The 24,267-nt window shown below is 70.9% G+C and carries 25 protein-coding genes; 12 read left to right on the top strand and 13 right to left on the bottom strand.

The annotated features are described in order from the left end of the window. The 7 genes from ACK4I0_RS01115 (at nt 1) to ACK4I0_RS01085 (ending at nt 7,017) form a co-directional block, all read left to right on the top strand. The gene (locus tag ACK4I0_RS01115; protein ID WP_409607137.1) at nt 1-819 is read left to right on the top strand and encodes a transglutaminase domain-containing protein; all 819 of its coding nucleotides are present in this window, start codon (nt 1-3) and stop codon (nt 817-819) included. 108 nt (nt 820-927) lie between these two features. Beyond that, complete coding sequence (locus ACK4I0_RS01110; protein ID WP_409607135.1) at nt 928-1,716, top strand: peptidase; 789 nt, start codon at nt 928-930, stop codon at nt 1,714-1,716. 28 nt (nt 1,717-1,744) lie between these two features. Beyond that, a complete protein-coding gene (locus ACK4I0_RS01105) occupies nt 1,745-2,521 on the top strand; it encodes a transglutaminase-like domain-containing protein (protein ID WP_409607133.1) in 777 nt (258 codons plus the stop codon). A gap of 340 nt (nt 2,522-2,861) precedes the next feature. Beyond that, a complete protein-coding gene (locus ACK4I0_RS01100) occupies nt 2,862-3,614 on the top strand; it encodes a ClpP family protease (protein ID WP_409607131.1) in 753 nt (250 codons plus the stop codon). Nucleotides 3,615-3,772: 158 nt separating this feature from the next. Beyond that, on the top strand, nt 3,773-5,170 hold the full coding sequence (locus tag ACK4I0_RS01095; protein WP_409607313.1) for a circularly permuted type 2 ATP-grasp protein: 1,398 nt from the start codon (nt 3,773-3,775) through the stop codon (nt 5,168-5,170). Beyond that, nucleotides 5,167-6,060 carry an alpha-E domain-containing protein gene (locus ACK4I0_RS01090; RefSeq protein ID WP_409607129.1) on the top strand — a complete coding sequence of 298 codons (894 nt, stop codon included), beginning with the start codon at nt 5,167-5,169 and terminating at the stop codon, nt 6,058-6,060. The genes ACK4I0_RS01095 and ACK4I0_RS01090 overlap by 4 nt, the downstream gene beginning before the upstream one ends. A 174-nt stretch (nt 6,061-6,234) precedes the next feature. Next, the gene (locus tag ACK4I0_RS01085) at nt 6,235-7,017 is read left to right on the top strand and encodes an alpha/beta hydrolase (RefSeq protein WP_409607127.1); all 783 of its coding nucleotides are present in this window, start codon (nt 6,235-6,237) and stop codon (nt 7,015-7,017) included. Between the two features lie 699 nt (nt 7,018-7,716). Here the strand turns inward: ACK4I0_RS01085 and xth are convergent. Together xth and ACK4I0_RS01075 are read right to left on the bottom strand one after the other, a co-directional pair. Next, the gene (xth, locus tag ACK4I0_RS01080) at nt 7,717-8,511 is read right to left on the bottom strand and encodes an exodeoxyribonuclease III (protein ID WP_409607125.1); all 795 of its coding nucleotides are present in this window, start codon (nt 8,509-8,511) and stop codon (nt 7,717-7,719) included. A gap of 714 nt (nt 8,512-9,225) precedes the next feature. Then, nucleotides 9,226-9,687, bottom strand: a complete 462-nt coding sequence (locus ACK4I0_RS01075) for a DUF3429 domain-containing protein (protein WP_409607123.1) — start codon at nt 9,685-9,687, stop codon at nt 9,226-9,228. Nucleotides 9,688-9,930: 243 nt separating this feature from the next. On the opposite strand from ACK4I0_RS01075, the gene ACK4I0_RS01070 reads away from it, so the two are divergent. From ACK4I0_RS01070 to ACK4I0_RS01050, 5 genes are all read left to right on the top strand, one after another. Next, the gene (locus ACK4I0_RS01070; protein WP_409607121.1) at nt 9,931-10,293 is read left to right on the top strand and encodes a thiol-disulfide oxidoreductase DCC family protein; all 363 of its coding nucleotides are present in this window, start codon (nt 9,931-9,933) and stop codon (nt 10,291-10,293) included. Continuing rightward, nucleotides 10,290-10,784: a DUF427 domain-containing protein gene (locus tag ACK4I0_RS01065; RefSeq protein ID WP_409607119.1), complete on the top strand. Its 495-nt coding sequence runs from the start codon at nt 10,290-10,292 to the stop codon at nt 10,782-10,784. Before ACK4I0_RS01070 ends, ACK4I0_RS01065 begins: the two co-directional genes overlap by 4 nt. A 2-nt stretch (nt 10,785-10,786) precedes the next feature. Continuing rightward, a complete protein-coding gene (locus ACK4I0_RS01060) occupies nt 10,787-12,136 on the top strand; it encodes an ABC1 kinase family protein (protein ID WP_409607117.1) in 1,350 nt (449 codons plus the stop codon). Between the two features lie 277 nt (nt 12,137-12,413). Continuing rightward, the gene (locus ACK4I0_RS01055) at nt 12,414-13,052 is read left to right on the top strand and encodes a 2'-5' RNA ligase family protein (protein ID WP_409607115.1); all 639 of its coding nucleotides are present in this window, start codon (nt 12,414-12,416) and stop codon (nt 13,050-13,052) included. A gap of 375 nt (nt 13,053-13,427) precedes the next feature. Next, nucleotides 13,428-14,174, top strand: coding sequence for a recombinase family protein (locus ACK4I0_RS01050; RefSeq protein ID WP_409607113.1), 747 nt, complete (start codon nt 13,428-13,430; stop codon nt 14,172-14,174). On the opposite strand, the gene gspM is transcribed toward ACK4I0_RS01050, so the two are convergent. From gspM to ACK4I0_RS00995, 11 genes are read right to left on the bottom strand one after another with little or no spacing between them, the layout of a single operon-like run. Next, nucleotides 14,171-14,614, bottom strand: coding sequence for a type II secretion system protein GspM (gene gspM, locus ACK4I0_RS01045; RefSeq protein WP_409607111.1), 444 nt, complete (start codon nt 14,612-14,614; stop codon nt 14,171-14,173). The genes ACK4I0_RS01050 and gspM overlap by 4 nt on opposite strands. After that, on the bottom strand, nt 14,611-15,696 hold the full coding sequence (gene gspL / locus ACK4I0_RS01040) for a type II secretion system protein GspL (protein ID WP_409607109.1): 1,086 nt from the start codon (nt 15,694-15,696) through the stop codon (nt 14,611-14,613). The genes gspM and gspL overlap by 4 nt, the downstream gene beginning before the upstream one ends. Next, nucleotides 15,693-16,634, bottom strand: a complete 942-nt coding sequence (gene gspK / locus ACK4I0_RS01035; RefSeq protein WP_409607107.1) for a type II secretion system minor pseudopilin GspK — start codon at nt 16,632-16,634, stop codon at nt 15,693-15,695. The genes gspL and gspK overlap by 4 nt, the downstream gene beginning before the upstream one ends. A 26-nt stretch (nt 16,635-16,660) precedes the next feature. Then, a complete protein-coding gene (gspJ, locus tag ACK4I0_RS01030; protein ID WP_409607105.1) occupies nt 16,661-17,251 on the bottom strand; it encodes a type II secretion system minor pseudopilin GspJ in 591 nt (196 codons plus the stop codon). Next, entirely contained in the window at nt 17,248-17,604 is a 357-nt protein-coding gene (gspI, locus tag ACK4I0_RS01025) for a type II secretion system minor pseudopilin GspI (RefSeq protein ID WP_409607103.1), read from the bottom strand. The genes gspJ and gspI overlap by 4 nt, the downstream gene beginning before the upstream one ends. Beyond that, entirely contained in the window at nt 17,597-18,070 is a 474-nt protein-coding gene (locus ACK4I0_RS01020; RefSeq protein ID WP_409607101.1) for a GspH/FimT family pseudopilin, read from the bottom strand. Before ACK4I0_RS01020 ends, gspI begins: the two co-directional genes overlap by 8 nt. After that, nucleotides 18,039-18,557 carry a type II secretion system major pseudopilin GspG gene (gene gspG, locus ACK4I0_RS01015; RefSeq protein WP_409607099.1) on the bottom strand — a complete coding sequence of 173 codons (519 nt, stop codon included), beginning with the start codon at nt 18,555-18,557 and terminating at the stop codon, nt 18,039-18,041. Before gspG ends, ACK4I0_RS01020 begins: the two co-directional genes overlap by 32 nt. Nucleotides 18,558-18,562: 5 nt before the next feature. Further along, nucleotides 18,563-19,780, bottom strand: coding sequence for a type II secretion system inner membrane protein GspF (gene gspF / locus ACK4I0_RS01010; RefSeq protein WP_409607097.1), 1,218 nt, complete (start codon nt 19,778-19,780; stop codon nt 18,563-18,565). Then, nucleotides 19,777-21,258, bottom strand: a complete 1,482-nt coding sequence (gspE, locus tag ACK4I0_RS01005) for a type II secretion system ATPase GspE (RefSeq protein ID WP_409607095.1) — start codon at nt 21,256-21,258, stop codon at nt 19,777-19,779. Before gspE ends, gspF begins: the two co-directional genes overlap by 4 nt. Beyond that, on the bottom strand, nt 21,255-23,363 hold the full coding sequence (gspD, locus tag ACK4I0_RS01000; protein ID WP_409607093.1) for a type II secretion system secretin GspD: 2,109 nt from the start codon (nt 23,361-23,363) through the stop codon (nt 21,255-21,257). Before gspD ends, gspE begins: the two co-directional genes overlap by 4 nt. Then, a complete protein-coding gene (locus ACK4I0_RS00995; RefSeq protein WP_409607091.1) occupies nt 23,363-24,169 on the bottom strand; it encodes a type II secretion system protein N in 807 nt (268 codons plus the stop codon). Before ACK4I0_RS00995 ends, gspD begins: the two co-directional genes overlap by 1 nt. Nucleotides 24,170-24,267 lie beyond the last annotated feature (98 nt).

Here is a 24,267-nt window from a genome sequence, read left to right as displayed (position 1 = left end):
ATGCGGATCCGGATCGACCACGCCACCCGCTACAGCTACGCCCGGGCCGCCCGCCACATCATCCAGGTGCTGCGGCTGACGCCTAGCGGCCATGACGGCCAGCAGGTCGGGGACTGGCGCATCGAGACCGATGTCGACGCGAGCCTGCGCCGGTCCGAGGACGCCTTCGGCAACATCGTCCACACCCTCTACACCGAGCGTCCGACCGACGCCCTGACCCTGCGGGTGACCGGCGACGTCTCCACCAGCGACACCGGCGGCGTGCTGAGCGGCCAGGTCGAGCGCCTGTCCCCCCTGGTCTTCCTGCGCGACACCCCGCTGACCCGGGCGGACGCGGCCCTGGCCGACTACGCCCGCTCGGTCCGGCCCGGCCCCACGCTCGAGCGGCTCCACGCCCTGATGGGCGCCGTCCGCCGGGATGTGGCCTTCGAGATCGGCGCCACCACCGCCGACCATTCCGCGGCGGAGGCCTTCGCCCTGGGGCGCGGCGTCTGCCAGGACCACGCCCAGATCTTCATCGCCTGCGCCCGCCGCCTCGGCGTGCCCGCCCGCTACGTTTCGGGCCACCTGAACCGGTCCGACGGCCGTCATGCCCAGGAGGCGGCCCACGCCTGGGCCGAGGCCTATGTCGAGGACCTGGGCTGGGTCGGCTTCGACCCCGCAAACGGCGTCTGCCCCTCCGAACACCATGTCCGGGTGGCGGTCGGTCTGGACGCGCTCGGCGCCGCGCCGATCCGCGGGTCCAGCTACGGCGGAGGCTCCGAGCAGCTGTCCGTCGTACTCAACGTCCGCCCGGTCCAGGCGGCGTCACAACAGTAGGTCGTCGCTCCGGGCCTCACGCCGTGCGGGCTCCTCCCGCCCGCCCCGCTCCGCCCGCCCGCGAATCTGCTAGCGTGGGGCCTTCGCATCCGGGGAGCGAAGACCGCCATGACCTATTGCGTCGGCATGCTGGTGGACGAGGGCCTGGCGATGATCGCCGACACCCGCACCAATGCGGGCGTGGACAACATCTCGTCCTATCGCAAGCTTCACACCTGGTCTGTCCCGGGCGAGCGGGTCCTGGCGGTCTGCACGGCGGGCAGCCTGTCGGTCACCCAGACCGCCCTGGCGCGGGTGCGCGAGGGGATCGTCCTGTCGGATTCCGACGCGCCGGAAACGCTGGAGACCGCCCCCACCCTGTTCCGCGCGGCCCAGATCCTGGGTCACGCGCTGGCGACGGTGCGGGCCACGATCAACACCCCGCCGACGCCGACCGCCGACGGGCTGAACGTCAACGCCTCCATCCTCCTGGGCGGACAGATCGCCGGCGGCGCCCCAGGGCTCTACCTGATCTACGGCCAGGGCAATTTCATCGCCTGCGGGCGAGACACGCCCTATCTGCAGATCGGCGAGCTGAAATACGGCAAGCCGATCCTGGACCGCGCCCTGAGGGCGGACACCCCGCTGTCGGAAGCGGTCAAGCTCGGGCTGATCTCCTTCGACTCGACCATCCGCTCCAACATCGCCGTCGGTCCGCCGCTGGACCTCATCCTCATCCCCCGCGACGCCCTGGCCGGCGAGGCGCGGCGGCTGGAGGCCGACGATCCCTACTTCCGGGATCTCGGCCGTCGCTGGTCAGAAGCCCTGGCCGCCGCCCATCGGGCCATGCCCAATCCGCCGTGGCTGGAGGACGCCCCGCCGGCCGCCGCCGGAACAGGGGGCGCCGGCGGGCGTTGAGCGGCCGGCGACACTGACGGACCCCTCCATGAAACTGCGTGTGCGGGCCGTTCTGGCCTACGGCTTCGTCCCCCCGACGGACGCCATCTACAAGATCCAGGCGGCGCGCTGGCCGGGCCAGGACATCGTCAGCGAGACCCTGACCCTCGATCCGCCGCTCGCCTGCCACGAGGATCTCGACCCCGAGTTCGGCGCGCGGACCCTGCGCTGCCACCTTTCGGGAGAAGTGACCCTGACCTATGAGGCGGTCGTCGACAACGGCCGGCTCCAGCCCCTCCGCCCCGAGCTGTCCCAGGCGGACTGGGGCGACCTTCCCGCCGAGGTGCTGCCGTATCTCTCGCCCAGCCGCTACTGCCCCTCCGATCAGTTCGGCCGGTTCGCATCGCGCGAGTTCGGCGACACGGTCGGCGGGGCCCGGGTCCAGGCCGTCCTCGACTGGATCGGCGCCAACATCGACTATGAGCACGGGGTGTCCGACACCGACACGACCGCGGCCCGCACCCTGATCGACCGGGCGGGCGTCTGCCGGGACTTCACCCACCTCGGCATCACCCTGTGCCGCGCCTCCGGCATTCCCGCCCGCGCCGTCAGCGCCTACGCCCACGAACTCGAGCCCCCGGACTTCCACGCCGTCTTCGAGGTCTGGCTCGACGGCGGCTGGTGGCTGGTCGATCCCACCGGCCTGGCGCCCGTGGAGGGCCTGGTGCGGATCGCCTGCGGCCGGGACGCCGCCGACATCGCCTTCCTGACCACCCGCGGTCCGTGCACGCTGATCCGGCAGAGCATAACCGTACAGCCCGCCTGACCCGGCCCCCAGCGATCCGGGTGAGGCGGGCGTCCGGTCCGCCGAGCCGGCGGACCACCGCTGCCGGTCCGAGAACCGACGCCGGGCCGAGCCCCCCCCGGCGGCGCATGTCGTCGCCGAGTAGGACCCAGAGCATGGGCGGCGCCTGCTCTGTCAGTTCCGGCCCAGGCTGCATCGATCACGCCTTCGCCAGCCGCTCCGGCAAGCCCCGCAATCAAGCCCGTCCGCCTGCCGGTCCGGCCACCGGCCCGCACCGCCTGCGCGCGCTGGCCTGTCCCAGCCGCCGGCCCGCGCCCCGGCCTCTCCAGAGCCGCCAGCCGGGGTCAGGACCCAACAGAAGGTGGTCGATATCCAGACGCTCCTTTTAGTCGAAGCGCCGACGCTTGCGCGTTTCGCATGCGGTCAGCGCTGGCTCACAAGCGCCATTCACGCCTCAGCACATTCGCCGCCGCCACGGAACCTATTGGCGCCGAACGTATTTTCCGGTTTCTCCGGATCGAGACCGATGACCACCCAGCAGACCGACTCCCTCATCAAGGCGAACCGCCAGGCCTTCGCCTCGCCCGACATCGTGCTCCACGGCTCGGTCGATCACGCCATGTACAACAATTTCCGCGCCCAACTCGCCCGCGCCAAGCTCCAGGGCGTCATGGTGATGGAGCTCTCGACGCTCGGCGGCGACCCCGAGGTGGCCCGAATGATGGGCGAGGACGTCCGTTTCCAAAGCGAACTCTATCCGGAGCGGCGCATCGTCTTTCTTGGCAAGGCGGCCGTCTATTCGGCCGGCGCGACCCTCATGAGCTTCTTCGCTCGCGAAAACCGTTTCGTCACGCGCGGCGCCCGGCTCATGATCCACGAACGGATCATGATGAAGTCGCTGCAGATCTCCGGCCCGCTCACCAGCTGCCTGGCGTCTGTACGCGCAGTGCTCAACGAGCTGGAGCAGTCGATCATCATACAGAACGAGGGCTTCGCCAATCTCGTGTCCGGTTCATCGGTGAGCTATGAGGAGGTGCTCCGACGCGCACCGGACAACTGGTACATCGAGGCCGAGGAAGCCCGGTCCCTCGGCCTGATCGCGGACATACTGTGATGGGGCCGCTGGCGGCGGATCCGCGCAATCTCCAAATCGTTCCGCCCGCGAATGACGCCGGCCCGGCCGCATCGGGGGGCCTTCGGCCGGCCGAGCCACGCAGCTTTGCGCCCTCCGAGGCGGCTCCGGCGCCCGCGCCCCCGCCCGCCTTCGACGAGATGAACGGCTTCGGCCTGGGCGTCCGCCCGCCCTGGACGCCGGTGGCGGACTGGCTCGAAGGGCTGGCGCCAGGCGATCTCGGCGAACGCACCGCAGCGGCGGAAGCCCTCTTCCGACGCCAGGGGGTGACCTTCGCCGTCTATGGCGAGGCCGCCGCCGAGGAACGGATCATTCCCATGGACCTCATCCCGCGCGTCATTGCGGCCGAGGAGTGGGAGGCCGTCGAGGCCGGCGCGAGCCAAAGGGTGCGCGCCCTCAACGCCTTCCTGGCCGACGTCTACGGCCAACAGGCCTGCTTGGGAGCCGGAGTGGTGCCCCCGGACCTGATCCTGTCCAATCCCGCCTTCCGCCCCGAAATGATCGGTCTGCAGCCGCCGGCCGGCGTCTTCACCCACGTGAGCGGGATCGACCTGGTAAGGACGGGTGAAGGCGGCTTCCAGGTGCTGGAGGACAACGTCCGCACCCCGAGCGGCGTGTCCTACATGCTCAAGAACCGCGAGATGACCGCCCGGCTCTGCCCGGAGCTTCTGGCGGCCTCGTCCGTACGGCCGGTCGATGACTATCCGGCCCGCCTGCATGCGGCGCTGCGGGCCTGCGCGCCGGCCTCGGCCGGGGACGATCCCCTCGTCGTGGTGCTGACCCCGGGGGCCCTGAACTCCGCATACTACGAACATCTCTTCCTGGCCGGGCGGATGGGCGCGCCCCTGGTGACGGGCGCCGATCTCTTCGTGGAGGACGACGCGGTCTGGATGCAGACCCTGCGCGGGCCCGTCCGCGTCGACGTCATCTACCGGCGCATCGACGACGACTTCCTGGACCCGGAAGTCTTCCGCCCGGACTCCGCGCTCGGCGTGCCTGGTCTGATGCGGGCCTACGCTGCCGGCCGCGTCACCCTGGCCAACGCCCCCGGCACAGGGATCGCGGACGACAAGGCCGTCAACACCTATGTGCCGGACCTGATCCGCTTCTACCTCGGCGAGACGCCGAGGCTCGAGAACGTGCCGACCTGGCGTTGCCGCGAGCCCGATCATCTCAAGGCGGTCCTGGACCGTCTGGACACCCTGGTGGTCAAGGCGGTCGACGGCTCCGGCGGCTACGGCATGCTGATCGGCCCGGCGGCCACCCGCGCCGAAATCGAAAGCTTCCGCGCCCGACTGATGGCGGCCCCGCAGAATTACATCGCCCAGCCCACCCTTGCGCTGTCCACCGCCCCGACCGCCGACGGCGATGTCCGGGCGGCCCGGCACGTCGATCTTCGGCCCTTCGTGGTCCTGGGCCCCGACGGGGCGAGCGTCACCCCCGGCGGCCTGACCCGGGTCGCGCTCAAGCCGGGGTCCCTGGTGGTGAACTCCAGCCAGGGCGGCGGCGGCAAGGACACCTGGGTGCTCGCCGGATGATCACCCCCCGCCAGGCCTGGGAGCTGATCTGGCTCGGGCGTCACCTGGAACGGGCGGACTTCGGCCTCAGGGTGCTGGGCGGCCTGGCGGCGGCGGCCCAGGCCGCCGATCCGGCCGCGCAGGCCCGGATCCAGGCCGCCTCCCTGAAGGCGGCCTGTCCGTTGAAAGACGACCAGCCCCTCGCCCGGTCAGCGCCACCGGATATGGCGGACCATCTGCTCATGTCGCCGGTCAATCGCGCATCGGTCCGGGCCTGCATGGCCCTGGCGCGGTCCAACGCCCGAGAATGCCGAGCCCTGGTGACCGACGAGGTCTGGGAGGCGCTGAACACCGCCCATCTGCAGGCGGCCGTCCACGGGCCTGGCGGCGGCCCGGCCCCCCTTGGCTCCCATGTCGACGAGGTCCGCAGCCTGCTGTTCGCAGTGCGTGGCGCGATCGTCGCCACCCAGCCGCTCGACGACGCCCTGGCCTGCCTCACCCTCGGGGACGCCGTGGAACGCGCCGACGGCGTCGCCCGGCTGATGCTGGCCTATGGCGAAGCCGCCGCCGAGGACGCTCCCGAGACCGTCTTGGCCGACATCCTGCTGATCCAGGCCGGCGTCCCGCGCCGCGGGCCGGTCGATCTTCCCGGCGCCCTGGAGCGGCTGACCGCCTCGCCCACGGACCTCGCTTCGCTGGAGACCAGCGCGCGCCGCATCCGCTCGGCCCTCGAGCAGCTCGACCTGCCTGTCCGGCTGGCGTTCGACCCGCAGACCCCCTCCGCCGCCGCCTCCATGCAGGCCGCGGTCGCGGACCTCCATGGCGCCCTCATGTCGGACCTCCCGCCGTTCGCCTCCGCGCCCCGAGACAGGCCGTCCCGGTTGGCGGATGCCGGCCTCCCTTCCGCCTGACGGCGCGCAAATCCGTGCGTCCTGGTCTTGGCGGCCTTGGTCCTGCTCACGCTGGTCGGACTGGAGGCGGCGGCTAGCACCGATTGGAGCCGACGAGAGCCGGGGCGGGTTTGGCCCTGACGCGCGCCGGTGCAAAGCCCTATCGTCACCCCCGGACCGAGGGGAAGGCCGCCGATGAACCGCAAGCCGCTGATCGCCGCCGTCGCCGCCGCCGCCCTGCTGGGCGGCTGCGCCGATGTCATTCGCGACCAGGTTTTCCAACCCTCGCCTCTGGCGCAGCCTCCTGTGTGGGTCCGCACCCCGGAGACGCTGCAGGTCACGACCGCCGACGGGCTGACCCTGAACGGCCTGTTCTGGTCGCCGCAGGGCGACCACCGCGACATCCTGGTCTATTTTCACGGCAATGGCGGCAATCTGAACGACGACGGCGACTACGCCTCGCCTCTGGCCGGCGACGGCCGCGGCCTGCTGATGACCAGCTATCGCGGCTATTCCGGCAACCCCGGCCGCCCCACCGAACAGGGGCTCGCCGCCGACGCCGACGCCTTTCTGGCGGAGGCCCGCCGACGCCTCCCGCCCGGCGGCCGGCTCTTCGTGTTCGGCCATTCCCTGGGCGGGGCGGTCGCCCTGAGCGCCGCCGCCCGGCAGCCGGTCGACGGCGTGGCCACCCTGGGGACCTTCGCGCGGATCGGCGATCTGGCGCCCTGGGGCGTCAGAGCCTTCATGCCCGACCGCTTCGACAACACCGCCGCCATCGTGCGGATAAGCGCGCCGGTCATCCTGTTCCATGGCGCCGCGGACCCCGTAGTCCCGTTCGCTTCAGCCGACGCGCTCAGGTCGGCGTCCGGCGGCCGGGCGCGGGTCGTCCCCCTCCAGGGCGCCGATCACCATCCGGACATGCGCCGCCTGGCGCCGCTTGTCTGGGCCGCATTCGCGCCGGATCAGACGGCTTTTTGAATGTCCGGGCACGGATGATTGCCGTGCCGGCGCCCAAGGCGTTCCAGACCCGGTGCTTGGACGGACGCCGGACGAAGGCGGCCTTGGGGCCATCGCCCTTTATACAGGCGAATCGAATGGCGCCGCTTGTCGCCCCGCGCTTTGCGACAATCGCGCCCTCCCGGCGCCGAACGAAGGGGACGCCCGTGCGCGGCATGGATTTCTGCGCGTGGCGAAAGCCTTCCGGTCAGCCTGGTGGCGCTCGCGCTGTCCGCTCTGATCATTGCCCGCATCCGCCGGGTCATGGCGACTTTCCAGCAGCGCCGCGAACGGGCCTATCGTCAGATCAACGAGCGGCTGAACACACCCCAATGGCGGCCCATAAGGCGCCAGGAGGGCCGTTCACCGGAGACCGCCTCTTGGCCCCCCGACGTCTCAGACCGCTGCGGGCGGCGGCGCCCGCCCGACCGATCCGCGGCGCGCTGAGCCGCGCGCAACGGCCCTGACGACGCGGCGCCATAGAGCCACGACCGACCCTGACGCAGGGTAGGACTATAGTCCTATTTTTTGAACAGGAAACCGATCATGGCTGTCACGCCGGAGCACATCACCGCCCTCGCCGTCCTCCTGACGGCGCTGTCGGGCCTGGTGTGGAACCTGCGGCGCAGGCGCTGATTCCCCTGGATCCGGAGCGGAAGCCGCCCGCCCGACACTCAACCGCTAGGGTGCGTCCGCCGACCCTCTGCGGTCGAGCTCCAGCCAGACCGGGGCGTGATCGCTGGACCTGTCCCAGCCCCGCACCTGACGGTCGACCCCGCCTCCCCGGAGCCGCCGGCCGACGTCCCGGCTCAACAGAAGGTGGTCGATGCGCAGGCCTTCGTCCCGGTCGAAGCGACGCCGCTTGTAGTCCCAGAAGGTGTAGAGCGGCGCATCGGGATGGAGCGACCTGAGGGCGTCGGTCCAGCCCTGGTCCGCCAGCCGCCCGAAGACGGCCCGGACCTCGGTCCTGAACAGGGCGTCGTCCCGCCAGCGGTCCGGCGCCCAGACGTCGAGATCGTCGGGGATGATGTTGTAGTCGCCCGCCAGGATCACGGGCGCGCCGGTGTCCAGGAGGCTTCGGGCATGGCCCTCGAATCGGTCCAGCCAGGCGAGCTTGTAGGCCAGCTTGGGGCCCGGCGAGGGATTGCCGTTGGGCGCGTAGAGACAGCCGACCAGAACACCCTTGCAGGCGGCCTCCACGTAACGGGCCTGGTCGTCCGTCGGGTCACCGGGCAGCCGGCGGCGGGTCAGCACGGGCGCGGCGCCGCGACACAGGATGGCGACCCCGTTCCAGCGCGGCTGCCCGCTCCACAGCGCCCCGTAACCGGCGGCCTCGATCGCCGCCTGGGGAAAGGCGTCCTGGGGCGCCTTGAGCTCCTGCAGGCAGACCACGTCGGGACGGCGCATCTCCAGCCATCGCAGGAGGACGTCCAGACGGCCGCGCACCCCGTTCACATTGTAGGTCGCGATGCGCACGGGCCCCTCCTTCTTTCCGGACGGCCGTGTGAGTGCCCCCGCCCCAACCTCGACCGTTGAGCGGGCGCCGCCCGACCGTTCGGTCCAACGCTCCGCACGCGGCGTCGCTCCATCGCCGGGGTGAGCGGCGCCTGTTGCCTTGCCCCCGCGCGCGGGGCCAGGATCGACCCATGCGCCAGCGCACGAAAGAGCACCTGCTGATCGCCGGCGTCGTCGGGCTGACGCTGCTGCAGCTTGGCTTCAGCGCCTGGATGTTGCTGCGCTGATCATTCTCCGGGGGGCGATCAGGACGTCCTCGCATTTCCGGTCATCCTGACCGGCTGCGACCATGCAGACGTCGCGGGCACGCTCAAAAAACCAGGGCGCCCGACCATTCGGCAAGGCGAGCCCCAACATCTGCATGACGATGAACAGGCGCGGCCTTCGCATCGGCTGACGCTGGCAAAGGGCTACGCCCCGCGCATCCGCCGACACTTGGAGATGGTCCCATCTCCTCACGCGCGGGGCCGGCCGACGCGGTGCGCCCGTTCGCGCCCGGCGGCGAACGTCTCACCGCGCGTGCGCCGGCCTTCGACGCCTCGGCGGATGTGCCGGGCGCGCCTCGCGACGAGCCCGGCGCGCGTGGAAGGATTGTCACTGAGCTGACTGGCCAGGACTTCGCCGACGCGGCGCGCGAGCGACGAGATGGCGTGTGTGAACCCTCGGCGCCTTCGCTTAGACCAGGCCGGCCAAGAGCGTCAGGGCGCCTAACCCGACCGAGAGCGGCAGGCGGAGAGCCAGCCACCCTGGCGGGGTCATGTCCAGCGACCGAAGCCTCAAATCCACGATCGCGCTCGACATGACGAAAACGCCCAGAACCACGAGGGACGGCCCGCGCCACGCAAGGCCGGCCGCCCACGGCAGGGCAGTGGCGAGCGCGATCAGCGACGGCAGGACCGCAACAGCCCAGATCCCGCGTGGAACCGTCCGCCGGGCGGCTGCCGACAAGCCCCACCACACCCCGCCCAGAAAGCTGAAGATCAGGGCCGCATAGGCCAAGCCGACGGTCTGGGCGGTGAACCTGATGTCCGGCCCGCCCAGGATGAGGCAGGCGACCACGCCGACCTGTGGAAGCAGCCCGGCGTAGCCCAAGAGCCGGGCGAAGGTCGGTACGGGCGGCGGGTCTTGAGGGTTCACGGGCCTGGACCTCCTGAGTTGAACATCTCGGACGAACGACGCAGTTTCACCCGTCCGTGCGATCGACGCGTTCGAATCTCAAGCCATGAGACGTCCAACCCCGCTCTCAGTCGAGCTTTTGTCGCTCGCCTCGACCCAAAAGCCGCACTCCTCGGCTGAAGATGGCTTGACCCTTCGCCGCAGAGCCCGGGGCCTGTCGCCGCGGCCGGATGAAAACGGCGCGGCGCGCCCCATATCAAAAGCATGACCACTCTGATCGTCTGGTTCGATGGAGGCTGCCCGCTGTGCAGGCGCGAGATCGCGCTGATGCGCCGGCTGGACCGGCGCCGGTCCATCGACTTCGTCGACCTGAGCGCAACCGCGACGGCGTCCTGCCCTGTCGACCGCAGCGCCCTTCTCGCCCGGTTTCACGCCAGCGAGGACGGTCGGCTGCTGTCGGGCGCCGCCGCCTTCGCCGCGATGTGGCGCGCAATCCCCCTGCTCCGCCCCCTAGGCCTGGCGGCGAGGTCGCCGCTTGTGCTTGCCGGGCTGGAGGCGGCCTACCGCATCTTCCTGCGCATCCGGCCCGGGCTGCAACGGCTCGCGGCGCGAGGGGGATATCGATGAGACCGCAGCCTGACGCTCCCCAGACCGGCCAGGAAAGCGTCTGGGCCTTCCCGCGCCCGGCCGTGGCCGAGGCGACGTCCGCCCATCTGCTCATTCGCCATCGCGGGCTGGTTGTCGCGGACACCCGAAGGGCCGTCCGCACGCTCGAAACCAGCCATCCGCCCACCTATTACATCCCCCCCGAGGACATAGCGCCGGACTGCCTGCGGCCGGCAGGCGGCGGCTCATTCTGCGAATGGAAGGGCGACGCCCTTTACTGGGATGTCGCGATCGGCGACGCCGTCCTGCCTCGGGCGGGCTGGAGCTATCCCAAGCCCGCCCCGGGCTTTGCCCTGCTGCGAGACCACGTCGCCTTCTACGCCGCGCCGTTCGACCTCTGCGCCGTCGATGGCGAAACGGTTAGGCCCCAGGCGGGCGGCTTCTATGGCGGCTGGATCACGTCGCGGCTGGCCGGTCCCTTCAAGGGCGGCCCCGGCACACAGGGTTGGTGACGATGACGACGGGCAAGCACACGGCCCGGGGCCGAAGCGTTCCGCACGGGCGGCTGACACGGCTGGGCCAGTTCGGCCGCCTGGCGGGATCTGTCGCCGGCGGAATGATGGCCGAGGGCGTTCGCCGGCTGGCCGACGGCGAGCGCCCCCATCTGCGGGACATGCTGCTGACGCCCCGTAATGTCGGCAAGATCGCCGACCGCCTGTCTCATCTGCGCGGCGCAGCCATGAAGCTGGGCCAGATCATCTCGATGGACGCCGGCGACCTTCTGCCCGCCGAACTGACCCGGATCCTGTCCCGGCTGCGCGACGATGCGCATCACATGCCGCCGGCCCAGCTCCAGAGGGTTCTCGCGCAGGAGTGGGGCGCGGACTGGAGGTCGAGGTTCGCGCGGTTTGACCTGAAGCCCATCGCCGCTGCCTCCATCGGCCAGGTTCACCGGGCGGTCACACGCGACGGACGGGAGCTGGCGATCAAGGTCCAGTATCCCGGCGTGGCGGAGAGCATCGACGCCGACGTGGACAATGTCGCCACCCTGCTCAGGATGTCGGGCGCCCTGCCCCGCGGCCTGGAGATCGCCCCGCTGCTGTCCGAAGCCAAGCGTCAGCTGGCCGAAGAGACCGACTACGTCCGCGAAGGTCGGCAGATGACCCTGTTCGGCCGCCTGCTGTCAGACACCCCTGAGGTGATCGTGCCGGTGCTGGACCCGGACCTGAGCACGGCGCGCGTGCTGGCCATGACGTATCTGGAGGGTGAGCCGATCGAGTCGCTCGAAACCGCGCCGCAGGACCGGCGCGATGCGATCATGCTGACCTTGATGACCCTGGTGCTGCGCGAGCTTTTCGCCTTCGGCGTGATGCAGACCGACCCCAACTTCGCCAACTACCGCGTCCAGCCCGCGACCGGCAGGATCGTGCTTCTGGACTTTGGCGCGGCCCGGCCGGTCGACGCCGCGACGGCGGACGGCTATCGCGACCTTCTGCGCGCGGCCATCGGTGGCGAGCGCAACACTGTCCGCGACGCGGCTCTGGCGGCCGGATTCATCGGGCCCGCCGTCGTGGCGAGGCACCCGCACGGGCTGGACCGCATGATCGACGTCATCCTCGGCGAACTGAACCGGCCGGGTCCGTTCGACTTCGGCGAGCGGGCCTTCGTCGCCGCCCTTCGGGACCAGGGAATGGAGATCGCGTCGGACCCGGCCGCCTGGCATCTGCCGCCCGCCGGCGTCCTGTTCGCCCAGCGCAAGATCAGCGGCACCGCCCTGCTGGCTGCACGACTGAGGGCGCGGGTGGACGTGCGCGCCCTGGTCGGTCCCTGGCTGGATGGGGCGCCGGGCCAGGGGCCCGTCTGACCAGCACATGCGGACCGCGACCCCTCCCCGGCCTTCCCTGGTCCGGCGTGCGCCGCCCAGCCTGCGACCGGCCGTCGCCTGCCGAACCGCAAACACGCCCGCGCGGCCCAGAGGCCGAATGAAGCGGATCTGATAGGACGTGAAGGTGTCCACAATCCCGAGCCTGCACGTCCTAACCCTATCGCCGCCCTGCACGTCCCCGCCCCTGTGCGTCAGGAGCTCGGACCTGCACGGTCGTCCACGGTCCGCCAGATGACCGGCATGGCCATGACCTGTGGTGTCTTCGCGCGCGCTGACGGCCGTGGGAGCGCGTCCGGCGCATCGCCGCGCCGCCCCGCACCGCGTGGCGGCGGACGTCTGGCGCGGCGCCCCGATCCGACAGGCGGACTGGGCGATGGCTGAACAGGCCCCCCTGATCGTAACGGCGGCCCTCGACGGGGAGGCGTGGGCCTGGTTCGAGGATCTCCGCCAGGCGCACTTCCCCCGTCATCGCAACCAGGTCCCCGCGCATCTGACCCTCTTTCACGCGCTGCCGGGCGAACACGAGGACGCTGTTGTGCAGACGCTGAAGGCGGCGTGCCGGGGCGTCGCGCCCATCGAGATGGATGTCCGGGGGCCGTGGTCCCTGGGTCGCGGCGTCGCTTACAGGCTCGCCTCCGCAGACCTCGAACAGCTGCGCCGCGATCTGGCGGACGCCTTCTCACCCTGGCTCACGCGTCAGGATCAGGCGCCCCTGCGGCCTCACATCACGGTTCAGAACAAGGTCGGGCCGGACGAGGCCCGCCAGTTGCTTCAGCAGCTGCAGGTGGAGTTCGAGCCCTTCTCCATCCGTGCCGAAGGCCTGCTGCTTTGGCGTTATCTCGGAGGGCCCTGGGCCAGGGTCGAACGGTTCGAATTCGGCGCCCCTGCGCCGTGACGACCGCTCAGCGCCGAAAGCAGACCTTGACCTCCCGCCCGATAGCAGACCTTCGGTCCTGCCGCTTCAGGGCTGGAATACGACCTGCCGCGCGGCCCAGACGCAGACCCAGGCTTTACGCCATGCTGCCCGACTGAGAGCGAGATGGCTTCGCGGACAAGGCGAAGCGGCGCCCGTTTCGTCATATCTGATTGCCATCTTGGTAATCGTTCCGTCTCGTCAATGTCATAGGCTCGCCGGAACTGCGTCGCTTGACGCTCTTGTGCACACAGGCCGATGGGAACCGACGTTTCGACAGGATCAGCCTCGCGGCCCCGCGTGGCGGCGATTTGGATCAACGAGGGCTTCAGTCGGAATCCGGAGGCGGATCGGTCTGTGGCGGAAGGCTTCGCCGAAGGCCGAGGCCTGGTCATCGGTCGTGACTATAGACTGGAGCGCGGCGCTGGTGACCGCCTGCGCCGGTTCTGGATCGATCGTTTGCTTGAAGACGCCGCTTCAGGTCAGATTGAAGCCGTCGTTTCGCCGAGCCTTTCAACCCTGGCCGCCGACCCCGGTGACTTGACCCGAATGCTTGCCGAGTTCCGCGCAGCCGGATTGCGGTTGCTGCTGGCGGCGGAAGGCGTCGATACGGCCGATCCCGGCGGTGAGGTCCTGTACGCATTCGCTCAATCGATGGCGAAATGGGCGCATCACCGCAGCGGCGCAGCTGAGGTCCCTGCGGGATTTCACGTTCGTCAGAAGGGGCTGGCCGTACGCAACACAGCACCCTTCGGCTACCAGTGGCTGGAAGGCCGCCTCGTGATAAACAGTCGTGAGGCCCCGATCAGACGACTGCTGTTCGAGCTTTACGCCGCAACGCCTAACCGCAGAACGGTCGCCTCAACCCTCAATTCTCGAGGCCTTCGACTGCGCCGCGGACAGAGGTTCACCGAGCGCCATGTTCGCGCCCTTCTTGAAGATCCGGTGGCAAAAGGCCTGTTTCGGGGGAACTTCAAAAGCGCCGTAGACCACACACGCCATCACAGCATCAGGTCCGAGGCGTTCGCACACATTCAGGTCGAAGCCATCGTGTCCGCCGAGCTTTGGGAGGATTGCAACGCCAAGCTAGGGGCAGAGGCTTAAGGCGTTCTGTTCGCTGGCTCGGGCAAGGTCGCCGACATCTGCAAGGTGGCGTCCGCGTTCTCCACGATTGTAAAGGCGGCCGGCCCCAACCCGTCGGTATCGAGTTGCGCCAGGTACGGAAGCAGTGCGGTTGTGCGGGCGGCCGCGACCGTCAAATCGATCTGATCGCCAGATTCAGCAATTTCCACGCCGAGGCCGGACTGTTCCGCCTCGTCGCGCAGCGCCTGCCCAATTCGACCACTCCCGCCTCGCGCCTTAAGCCGCTGAGCCGCCTCAAGCGTCTCTTCCGCCGCCAGCCAACCCGCCTCTGCACCGTGCCGCGCCTGTCGCGCGGCCCCGCTTGCGAACCACAGCCCCAGACACAGGGCCAGCACGGCCGCGCCGGCGATGAGGGCGCGTTCGCGCGCGGTCCTTGCCGAGAACCAGGCCCAGGCGGTCATGGCTGACGCTCCAGCCGCAGATCACTCACGATACGCCCCTCGTCTTCCACCGTGGACAGGTCGTCCGCAACGAAGCCCGCCGTGGCCAGTTCGGACTTCAGCTGATCGAGATCCTGAAACGCGGGATAGGTGACGACGGCGTTCAGCCCCTCGCCCGGTTCGGCGCCGAATGCATCCAGCTCGGCGCCCGGCACGCGCTCGATCGCGGCGGACAGGGCGGCGGCCCCGGCGGCGAGATCGCCAGGCGCGCGGGCGGCCCCGATCCGGCGAGACAGCTCCGCGTCGCTCGCCTGCCCGACGTCGGCCCAGATCAGGGCTGCGGTTGATCGGACTTCGCGCCGCGCCTCCGCCGTCCTCGATTTGAAGGCCAGAGCCTGGGTGAGGTCCACGATCATCGGACTCAGGACCAGAGCCGCAGCCAGACCGGCGGCCAGCGACCAGCGCTTCAATGGCTCTCCGGCCTGTTTGGCCTGGCCTCCCAGGTTCAGGGGCGGGTTCAGGGCGAGGCCTGATAAGGTCGCCTCGAAGAGGTCGTCCGCTGGCGTGTACGCCAGCCCCGGCGTGACGGTTTCGACCAGATCGGGCTGGACCACCGCCGCCAGCGCGCGGCCGCGTGCGACCACGCCGCCCGCCGCAGAGGCGGTCAGAACCGCCTGAGGCTCGTCGGGCCGAGGCAGGACGAGACTGTTCGGCACGACCGCGACCGGCTCGAGGTGCAGGGCCTCGAAATAGTCGCCCCACGCCTCCACGAGGGAGGCGGCGGCGACCGCAATCAGCTGCCCGTCTTCCTGCATCGGCCCCAGAGCCGCCACGAGGCGGTCCGCCGGGGCCGCAAGCTCGTCGCGCAGCGCCCACAAGGCCGCCGCGCGCCTTTGGGCGGCGTTGCCCTGCGCTGGCTCGACCCATCGGACCAGCACGTCCGACCCCGGAACCAGGGCCACGTCGCGAACTTCCGGCCGCGGCCGGGCCGTCTCGAGCGTGATCTCTCCGCGCTCCAGCAGGGCGCCGGCGCTGTCGAACAGGCGATAGGGCGCGGGATCGGTCGCCCGTTCGGGGATCAGGATCAGGCGTGTCGGCTTCATTCTTCCAGCGTCCAGCGGCGGATGACGGTGCGCACGGCGCCATCGGGCGCGGCGTGCAGAACGGCGGTGCGGACGGCGCGCGCGCCGCCCTGTTCGACCTCGATCCTCAGGCGGAACCAGCGCGGGTCGAACGCGGGCTGGGCGCGGGCTTCGTCGGAGATCGGAAGGGTCGTCAGCGGCGGCTGGCTCCAGAAGACCTCGGCCTGGCCCCAGCCTCCTGCCGGGCGCGCGACCAGCACCTGCCGCGCGGCCGGCGCCGGCAAGCCGCCCAGGGTCAGCATGGTCAGCAGCGGCGCCTCTTCCGGCCTCAGGGTGTCGGGATTGAGGGGCGACAAGGCGGTCGTGGGCAGGGCGCATACCCAAGGACGCAGGCGGTCATAGAGGTCGGGCGCAAAGCCCTTGATCGCGCGCAGCTCGCTGACCTCGGCCAGCATCACGCCGCCGGTGCGATAGGCCCCGCCATAGGCGGCGTCCTCCGCGCCCAGCGGGCGCGCCTGCGTATCCGCGTCCAGCCAGTCGACCAGAGCGTCGCCCGCCGCCGCCATGCGGCCGGTCTCGACGCCCAGCGCACGGCCGAGGGCCAGAAACTGCGCCAGCCCCAGCTCGCGGACCGACAGATCCTCGCCCACGCCCTGGACCACGCTGTTCAGATTGAAGCAGGCCTGGCCGTCGTCCAGCGTGGCCGCCACCGCCCCGCCGTCGATGGGCAGCGTCAGGGTCTGGCCTCGCCAGGCCTCGGGAGCGGGTCTGGCCGCCGGGTCCCGCAACGCCGCGATGCGGCTCGCCGCCAGACGTTCGGCGCCCGCGGCCAGCGCCTGGGCCTGGGCGCCGCTCTCGGCGTTCACCGCGCGGCGCACCGAAAACCGCACGTCATCCAGAATCACCACAGCCACCGCCGCCATGGCCGCCGTCAGCAGCAGCACGGTCAGCAGGGCCATGCCCTCGCGCTCTGCCCGTCCCTGCCTCATGCCTCCGCCCCCGTCAGGAACAACTGCTCTATCGCGCCCAGACCATCCAGCGTCAGGCGGATACGCACCGCGTCGGGCAGGGCGCGGTCCGTCGAGGCGGCGTAGGCGGGCGCGGCCTGGCCGTCGACCATGAAGCTGACCTCGGCAGCGCGGACTCCGCGCGCCAGCACCTGCGGCGGGCCTGGCCGGGCGCCGTCCAGATGGTCGGTGAAGCGGCGCTCCAGCCGGTCTTCCACCAGCCGATACTCGACCCTTTGCAGCGACGGGCGCGGGTCTTTTCCCGGATTGGTCCAGCCGGCGCGGGTCAGCACCAGCAGCGCCTCCCCCGGCCCCTGGCCGGTCATCATGGGCTGGGCCGAGGGTCGTCCGTTGGCCCCGCGGGTGCGCCGCTCGGTCGCCTGGCCGATGTCGGCGCGCAGCATGGCGCGCAGGCGCTGCAGTTCGGCCACGCCCTCGCCGGCCTGGCGCACGCTGTCGCGAGTGTTCAGGCTGACCGCCAGGACCGCGGCGCCTGCGCTCGCGATCAGGGCGAAGACAGCCAGGGCGACCAGCACCTCGACCAGCGAGAACCCCGCGCGCCTGCTCACGCCGGGCTCCGTCGGAACATTACGCGCTCGCCGGCCAACCGTCCGTCGACGCGCGCCTGAACCGAGATGCGCAGAATGGCCGGGTCTTCGGTGGCCACGACCTCTCTGCGCCAGGCCCAGTCTCGGCCGGCCAGCTGATCCACCCCGTCGCTGAGACCGACCGGGGGTGTGGGCGCGATGACGGCTTCGATGGCGCGGTTGTCCGCCACGACGCCGGCCAGGGTGCGCTCTTCCACCCGCACGGCCGAGCGCGTCGCCTCGCCCGTCAGGTGCAGCAGCGCCAGCGCCGCCAGCGAGAACACCGCCAGGGCGACCAGCATCTCCAGCAGGCTGAAGCCCCCCCGGTCAGTCATAGACCGACACCTCGCCAGCGGCGTCCACAGCCACGGTGCGTTGGACCCCGTCGCGGCTCAGCACCAGACGGGCCACTTCGGCCGCGCCGACCGGGTCAAAAACAAAGCGCCCATTGGCCGGCGCCAAGGTGGCCTCGACCCCTTCGGCCCACTCCGCGCGCCTGAAAGGCCCTTGCGCCAGCGGTGTCCAGCCCGACTCGACGTCGAAGGCGGAGAAGCCGTAGCCGGCTGCATCGACCGCCACCGCAACGGGGCGGTTGGTCAGCACAGCCTCTTCGCGCGCTCGGGTCAGGCGGGCCGCGAACGTCTCGGCTTCAGAGGTGACGCTGGGCCGCGCGTCGGGCGCGGTCAGCACGACGGCGCCTGCGGCCAGACCGACGATCAGCAGGGTCATCATCAGCTCGACCAGGGTGAAGCCCTGGCGTGACGTCCGGTCACGCCTGCCAGTTGCCGATGTCGGCGTCATCGCCCTCGCCTCCCTCTCGGCCGTCGGCGCCGAAGGAATAGACGTCGAAGGCCCCGCCGTGCGCGCTGCGGCGGCGGTACTGATAGGGATTGCCCCAGGGGTCGGCCGGCAGACGCCTCACGTAGCCGCCCTGGCGATAGCGGTCCGGCTGGCCGAGGTCGGCGGGCGCGCGCGTCAGGGCCTCAAGACCCTGCGCGTCGGTCGGAAAGTTCAGGTTGTCCAGACGATAGGTCTCGATCGCCTGCTCCAGGGTGGCGATGTCGGCCCGGGCCTTGCCGACCATGGCGCGGTCCTGGGTAGGCAGGACGTTGATCACCACGACCGTGGCCAGAAGACCGATGATGACGATGACGACCATCATCTCGACTAGGGTGAAGCCTTGACGTGATCTGGTCCGCGCGCGCGCGCGGCGGCCCGCCGTTTCAGGACAGGTCTTCGCCCTTTCGCATGCGGCTTGAGGGCGGGTTCGGAGAGCGGTCAGGGGCATGGACGTCATCCCAGGGCCAGGGTGTTGATCTGAAGAATGGGCAGCAGGATCGACAGCACGATCAGCGCCACCAGCCCGCCCATGACGACGATGATCGCCGGTTCCAGCAGGCTCAGCATGGCGGTGGTGAAGGCGGCGAACTCCTGCTCCAGATAGTCGGCCGCGCGGTCCAGCATGGGGGCCAGACGACCGGCGGCCTCGCCGGACGCGGTCATGTGCATCAGGATGGGCGGAAAGACCCCGCCGCGCTTCATGGCCGCCGACAGGCCGCCGCCTTCGCGCACGGCATCCGCCATGGCCTGGGTCGAGGCCTGGAGCGCACGGTTGCGGACCGTGCGGGCCGTCAGGGTCAGCCCTTCCAGCACCGGCAGACCGGCGCTCAGCATCGTCGCCAGCGTCCGCGCCATGCGCGCGCCGTGCAGGTCGCGGGTCAGCCGCCCGACCACCGGCGCCCTCAGCCACCCTCGGTCGAACGCCAGCCGCGGACCGGGTCGATGCAGCAGGGCGGCCGAGGCGAGGCCCGCCAGCACCAGGGCCAGCACGCCGGCCCAGCCCCACGTCCGCATCGCGTCCGACAGGCCGATGACGATACGGGTCAGCAGGGGCAGGGTCTGGTTCATGCTGTCGAACTGCTCGACCACCTTGGGCACCACGAAGGTCATCAGCGCCGCGATCACGCCCAGGGCGACCACCGCCAGAACGGCGGGATAGATGAGGGCCGTCAATACGCGCCCCTGGATCATGCGTTCGCGCTCCAGCCCCTCGGCCAGCCGCTCAAGAATAGGCTGCAGCGCGCCCGAGGCCTCGCCGGCGGCGATCATGGCGCGATACAGCGGCGGAAAGGCGCGGCCCTGACGGCCCATGGCGTCCGACAGCCTCTGGCCCTCCATCACGCCCAGATGCACGCCGTTCAGGACCCGCTTCAGCGCCGGCTTCTCCGCCTGCAGCACCAGGCCGCGAAGGGCCTCTTCCAGCGGTGAGACGCTGATCAGGGTTGCGAGTTGCCGCGTCGCCATCGCCAGGGCGCGGGTGTCCAGGGGCCGACCGCCGCGCGCTTCCGGCCCGGCCTCCCCGGCCCCCTGCGCGCCGGACCGCAGCTCCAGCAAAGTCAGGCCCTTGCGCGCCAGAGCCCGCCGCGCCTGCACCTCGTCGGCTGCGGTCACCTCGCCCGAGACGCCGCGGCCGGACGGATCGACCGCCAGATAGGCGAAAGCCTGGCTCATGCCGCGGCCCCGGCCGGCGGCGCGTCCTGACGCGCCGCGCGCACGGCCTCCTCCACCGAGGTCACGCCCTCACGGACCAGACGCCGCGCCTGATCGCCCAGGGTCCCGCCGCCGGCGAAGGCCGCCTCGCGGATGTCGTGCTCGTCCGCGCCCGCGGCGACCAGACGGCGGATGCGGTCGTCCACCGCCATCACTTCGTACAGGCCGACGCGGCCCACATAGCCGGTGTTGTCGCAGGCCTCGCAGCCCGCGGGACGCCAGACGGTCTCGCCTTCGTCGATCCCCGCCAGGTGCGCCGCGGCGGCGTCCGCCGATTCGGCGTTGCGGCAGTGCGGACAAAGCCGACGCACCAGACGCTGGGCCGCCACCAGACGCAGGGTCGAGGCCAGAAGGAAGGACTCCACCCCCATGTCGCGCAGCCGCACCACCGCGCCCGCCGCATCGTTGGTGTGCACAGTCGACAGCACCAGGTGGCCCGTCAGGGCAGCCTGGACGGCGATCGAGGCGGTCTCGGCGTCGCGGATCTCACCGACCATGACCACGTCCGGGTCCTGGCGCAGTATGGCGCGCAGGCCGGCGGCGAAGGTCATGCCCACACGTGCGTTGACCTGGGTCTGGCCGACACCCTCCACCGCATATTCGACCGGATCCTCGACCGTCAGGATGTTGCGGCTGCCGTCGTTAAGCAGCGACAGGCCGGCGTACAGGCTGGTGGTCTTGCCCGAGCCCGTCGGCCCGGTCACCAGGACGATGCCGTTGGGCTCCGACAGGCTGCGGCGGAAGACGTCCAGCGTCTTGGGATCCATGCCCAGGTCGGCCAGCCCCAGACCGGCCTGATCGCGGTCCAGGATCCGCATCACGACCCGCTCGCCTGCCCGCGCCGGCAGGGTGGAGACCCGCACGTCCAGCGCCCGCCCGCCCAGGCTCAGGGCGATGCGACCGTCCTGCGGCAGTCGGCGTTCGGCGATGTCCAGACGCGCCATGACCTTGATGCGCGACGCCAGCAGCGGCGTGACCCGCGCGTCGAGTGTCAGCATCTCTCGCAGCACGCCGTCCACCCGCATGCGCACGCGCAAGAGCGTCTCATAGGGTTCAAAATGGATGTCCGACGCCCCGGCCCGCGCCGCCTCAGCCACCACGCCGTTGATCAGGCGGATGACCGGCGCATCGTCGGCGCCGTCGAGCAGATCGGCTGTGGCCGGCAGGTCTTCGGCCAGACCTTCAAGCCCGGCGGGCATGTCCAGCGAGCCGGACAGACCCTCGTCGGCGTAGATGTCCGACAGCGCCCGCTCAAAAACGCCGCGCGCCATCCGCTCGACCTTCAGCGGCCGTCCCAGCGCCCGCCGGGTCTCGACAAGCGCCAGCGGGTCGGCGTCCTCGCGCAGGCCGACGACCGCGATCTCGCCCGCATCCAGCAGCACCACGCCGTGACGACGGGCGAAGGCGTAGGGCAGCGTCGGATTGACCAGAGTGATCATGCGCCGCCTGCAGGAGTGCTCGTCGGCGGCAGGGGCCGCGCCTCTACCGGTGCGGTCGGCGCTGCGGGACCGACTGCAGGCCGGTCAGGCAGGTTGGGCGCCGCCGGCGGCTGGGTGCGCATGTAGTCGCGCAGCATCTCGTCCAGGCCTGGCTCGCGGGTCGGATCCGCGCGTAGCTGCTCGCCGCGCATGTAGCCCCAGCGATCGGCGGTCAGCGCCTGGGCGTCGGCCGGGCTGCGGATGATCGTCGGGCGAATGAAGATCATCAGATTGGTCCGCCCGCGCTGGCGGCTGGTGGACCGGAACAGGCCGCCGACAACCGGAATGTCGCCCAGCCCCGGCACCTTCTGCACGTCCAGCCGGTCGTTCTGGTCCAGCAGGCCGCCCGCCACGGCGATGTCGCCGTCATCGACCACCAGGGTCGTCTCCAGCTCGCGCTTGTTCAGCACCAGGTCGGACGCGCCGGCGCTCAGCACGCCGTTGATGCTGGACACCTCCTGACGCAGGTTCAGCGTGATCGATCCGCCCGCATTGATCTGCGGCTTGACGATAAGTTTGACGCCTATGTCCTGGCGTTGGGTCGTGCGGAACGGGTTGGTGTTGCCGTCCAGCAGGGTCTCGCCCGTGGTGATCGGCACCTCTTGCCCAACCAGGATGGTGGCCTCGGCGTTGTCCAGCGTCATCAGCGACGGCGTCTGCAGCAGGTTCGACCCCTGATCCGACTTGGCCGCATTGATGATGAAGCCGAAGAGCCCGTCAGAGCCGATGCGTCCCCCGCCTCCACCGACGAAGCCGTTGGCGCCCAGCAGGCTGTTGAGCGCCAGGTTCTGCAACCGCTCGCGCAATGGATCGTCCCGATCCAGCTGACCGGCGGCCGCGCCCCCCGCGATGGGCAGCAGCGGCGCGGCGCGATCCGAATAGTTGGTCAGACCCACCGGATTGCCGTCGGACCCGGCCAGCAGCCACTGGACGCCCAGTTCGCGCACCGCCGTGTCGCTGAGCTCCACCACTATGGCCTCGATCAGCACCTGCTGGCGGCGAGCATCCAGCTGACGGATCACGTCACCTAGCATCCGCTGGGTGTCGGCCGGCGCGGAGATGACCAGGGCGTTGGCGCCAGGAAAACGCGCCACGCTGGCGCGCTGGCCCGGCGAAGGCGCGGCCGGCGCGGCGACGGATGCAGCCTCGGCGGTGGTCGTCTGCGCCCCGCTCGGGGTCGGCGCCGAGGGCGCCGTCTCAGGGGTCTGACCGACGATCTGCTGCAACACGGGCAGCAGTTGCTCGGCGTTGGCGTGCTCCAGGAAGACCACGCGGATATCGGCGCTGGACTGCGCCCGCGTGTCCAGGTCGTGGATCAGGCCCCGCACCCGCGCGACGGCGGTCGGATCGCCGCGCAGCACGATGGCGTTGGAGCTTTCGACCGCCGTGGCGGTAACGCCGCCCGCCGAGCCGCCGGGCGCGGCCAGCACGCGCTCCAGAACGCCGGCGATCTCGCGCGCCGAGGCGTTCTCCAGCGTCACCACTTCGAACGAGGAGCGGTCGACGTCGATGCGGCCGACCAGGGTGCGGATGCGGCGCAGGTTGTCGGCGAAGTCGGCGACCACCACGCTGTTGGCGCCGGGATTGGCCAGCACTTGTCCCTGAGGCCCCACCAGCGGGCGGATGGTCTCGGCCGCCGAGGCGGCGTCAATGTTTCGAAGCGGGAAGACTTCGGTAGAGAAGCGCTCGGACCCCACAGTGGACGGCCCTTGCGCCGCGCCCTGGGCCGGGCTGATGCGATAGGCGCCCGACCCCGTCGGCGTGACCACCAGCCCATTGGCGCGCAGGGTCGACAGAAAGACCTCGAACAGTTCGGCGCGCCCCAGCGGCCGCTGGCTCGATACGGTCACCGTCCCGGTCACGGCCGGATCGACGATGAAGGTGCGGCCGGTCATGCGGGCCACGTCCTGGATGAAGGCGCGGATGTCGGCGCCCTGCACGTTCAGCGTCTGGGCCTGGGCCGCCGGCGCCGCCGCGGCGGGCAGGACCGGCGCAACAGCCAGGGTCAGCGCCAGGGTGCTGCAGAGGGCGCCGCGCAGGGCGGCGCGCGAACGGGGTCGCGTCATCAGGGACGGGTCCTCAGGGTTGTCGCGCGGGCTTCGCCGTCGCGCTCGTATCGGATCTCGACCGACGCCTTGTCGGCCAGTTGCGTGCGCAGCGACGCCAGGGCCTGGGGCGAGTTCAGCTCGGTCCCATCGACCGCCAAAATCACGTCTCCGGCCTGAAGGCCGGCGCCCCTGAACAGGGCGGCGTCCGGGCCGTCGGCGATGCTGAGACCGCGCATGCTGAGGCCCTGCATCCGGGGACGAAGGGCGCCCGCCAGACGCGACGGGTCGACGACGGCGGGCGCGGGCGGCGGGGCGACGATCTGCTCGCCTTCGGGCGGCGGCGGGGGTGACGGCGCGCCCACGGGAACCTCGGAAAACTCGAGCCGGGTCAGGGCCTCGCCCCGCGCCAGCACCGCATGGTCCGCACCGACCTCGCGCAGGACCAGGCCGGGCTCGACCTCCTCGCCCACGCCGATCGAGACTTGGCGGCCGTCCGCCAGGCCGATGATGGCCGAGCCCTGCGGCCCCGAACGCACGCCGTAAAGCCGCATCTGGCCGGCGGCGTCCGTCTGGGTTCCCGCCAGCGACCCGGCTTCGCCGGTGCGGAAGAAGGCGTCGAAGCGCGACAGGATCGACAGGTCGGGCGTCGGCCTTTCGGCCGTCGTCGCCGCCGGCTGTGGCGCCACGAACGGCCAGGCTGCCCGCCCCACCTGGACCACAAGCAGGGCGATCAAGGTCGCTTCCACCGCCCGACGTGCGAGGACAGGCCGTATCGCGACCGCCTCGCGCGCCGAAGCCAGGAACTGGGGAATGCCGCGGATCACCAAACGCCCCTCGGCCCATCGGGGCCTTTCGAGCGATGTCTAGCGGCGCAAGCGTGACGCTGCTTGATCGCTGGCGCGACAGTCCCGCGACGCTACGG

Origin of the sequence: Brevundimonas sp., assembly GCF_046295775.1 — a bacterium.
Lineage (GTDB): Bacteria > Pseudomonadota > Alphaproteobacteria > Caulobacterales > Caulobacteraceae > Brevundimonas.
The sequence above is the reverse complement of the archived record's forward strand: the minus strand, read 5'-3'. Positions and strand labels throughout refer to the sequence as shown.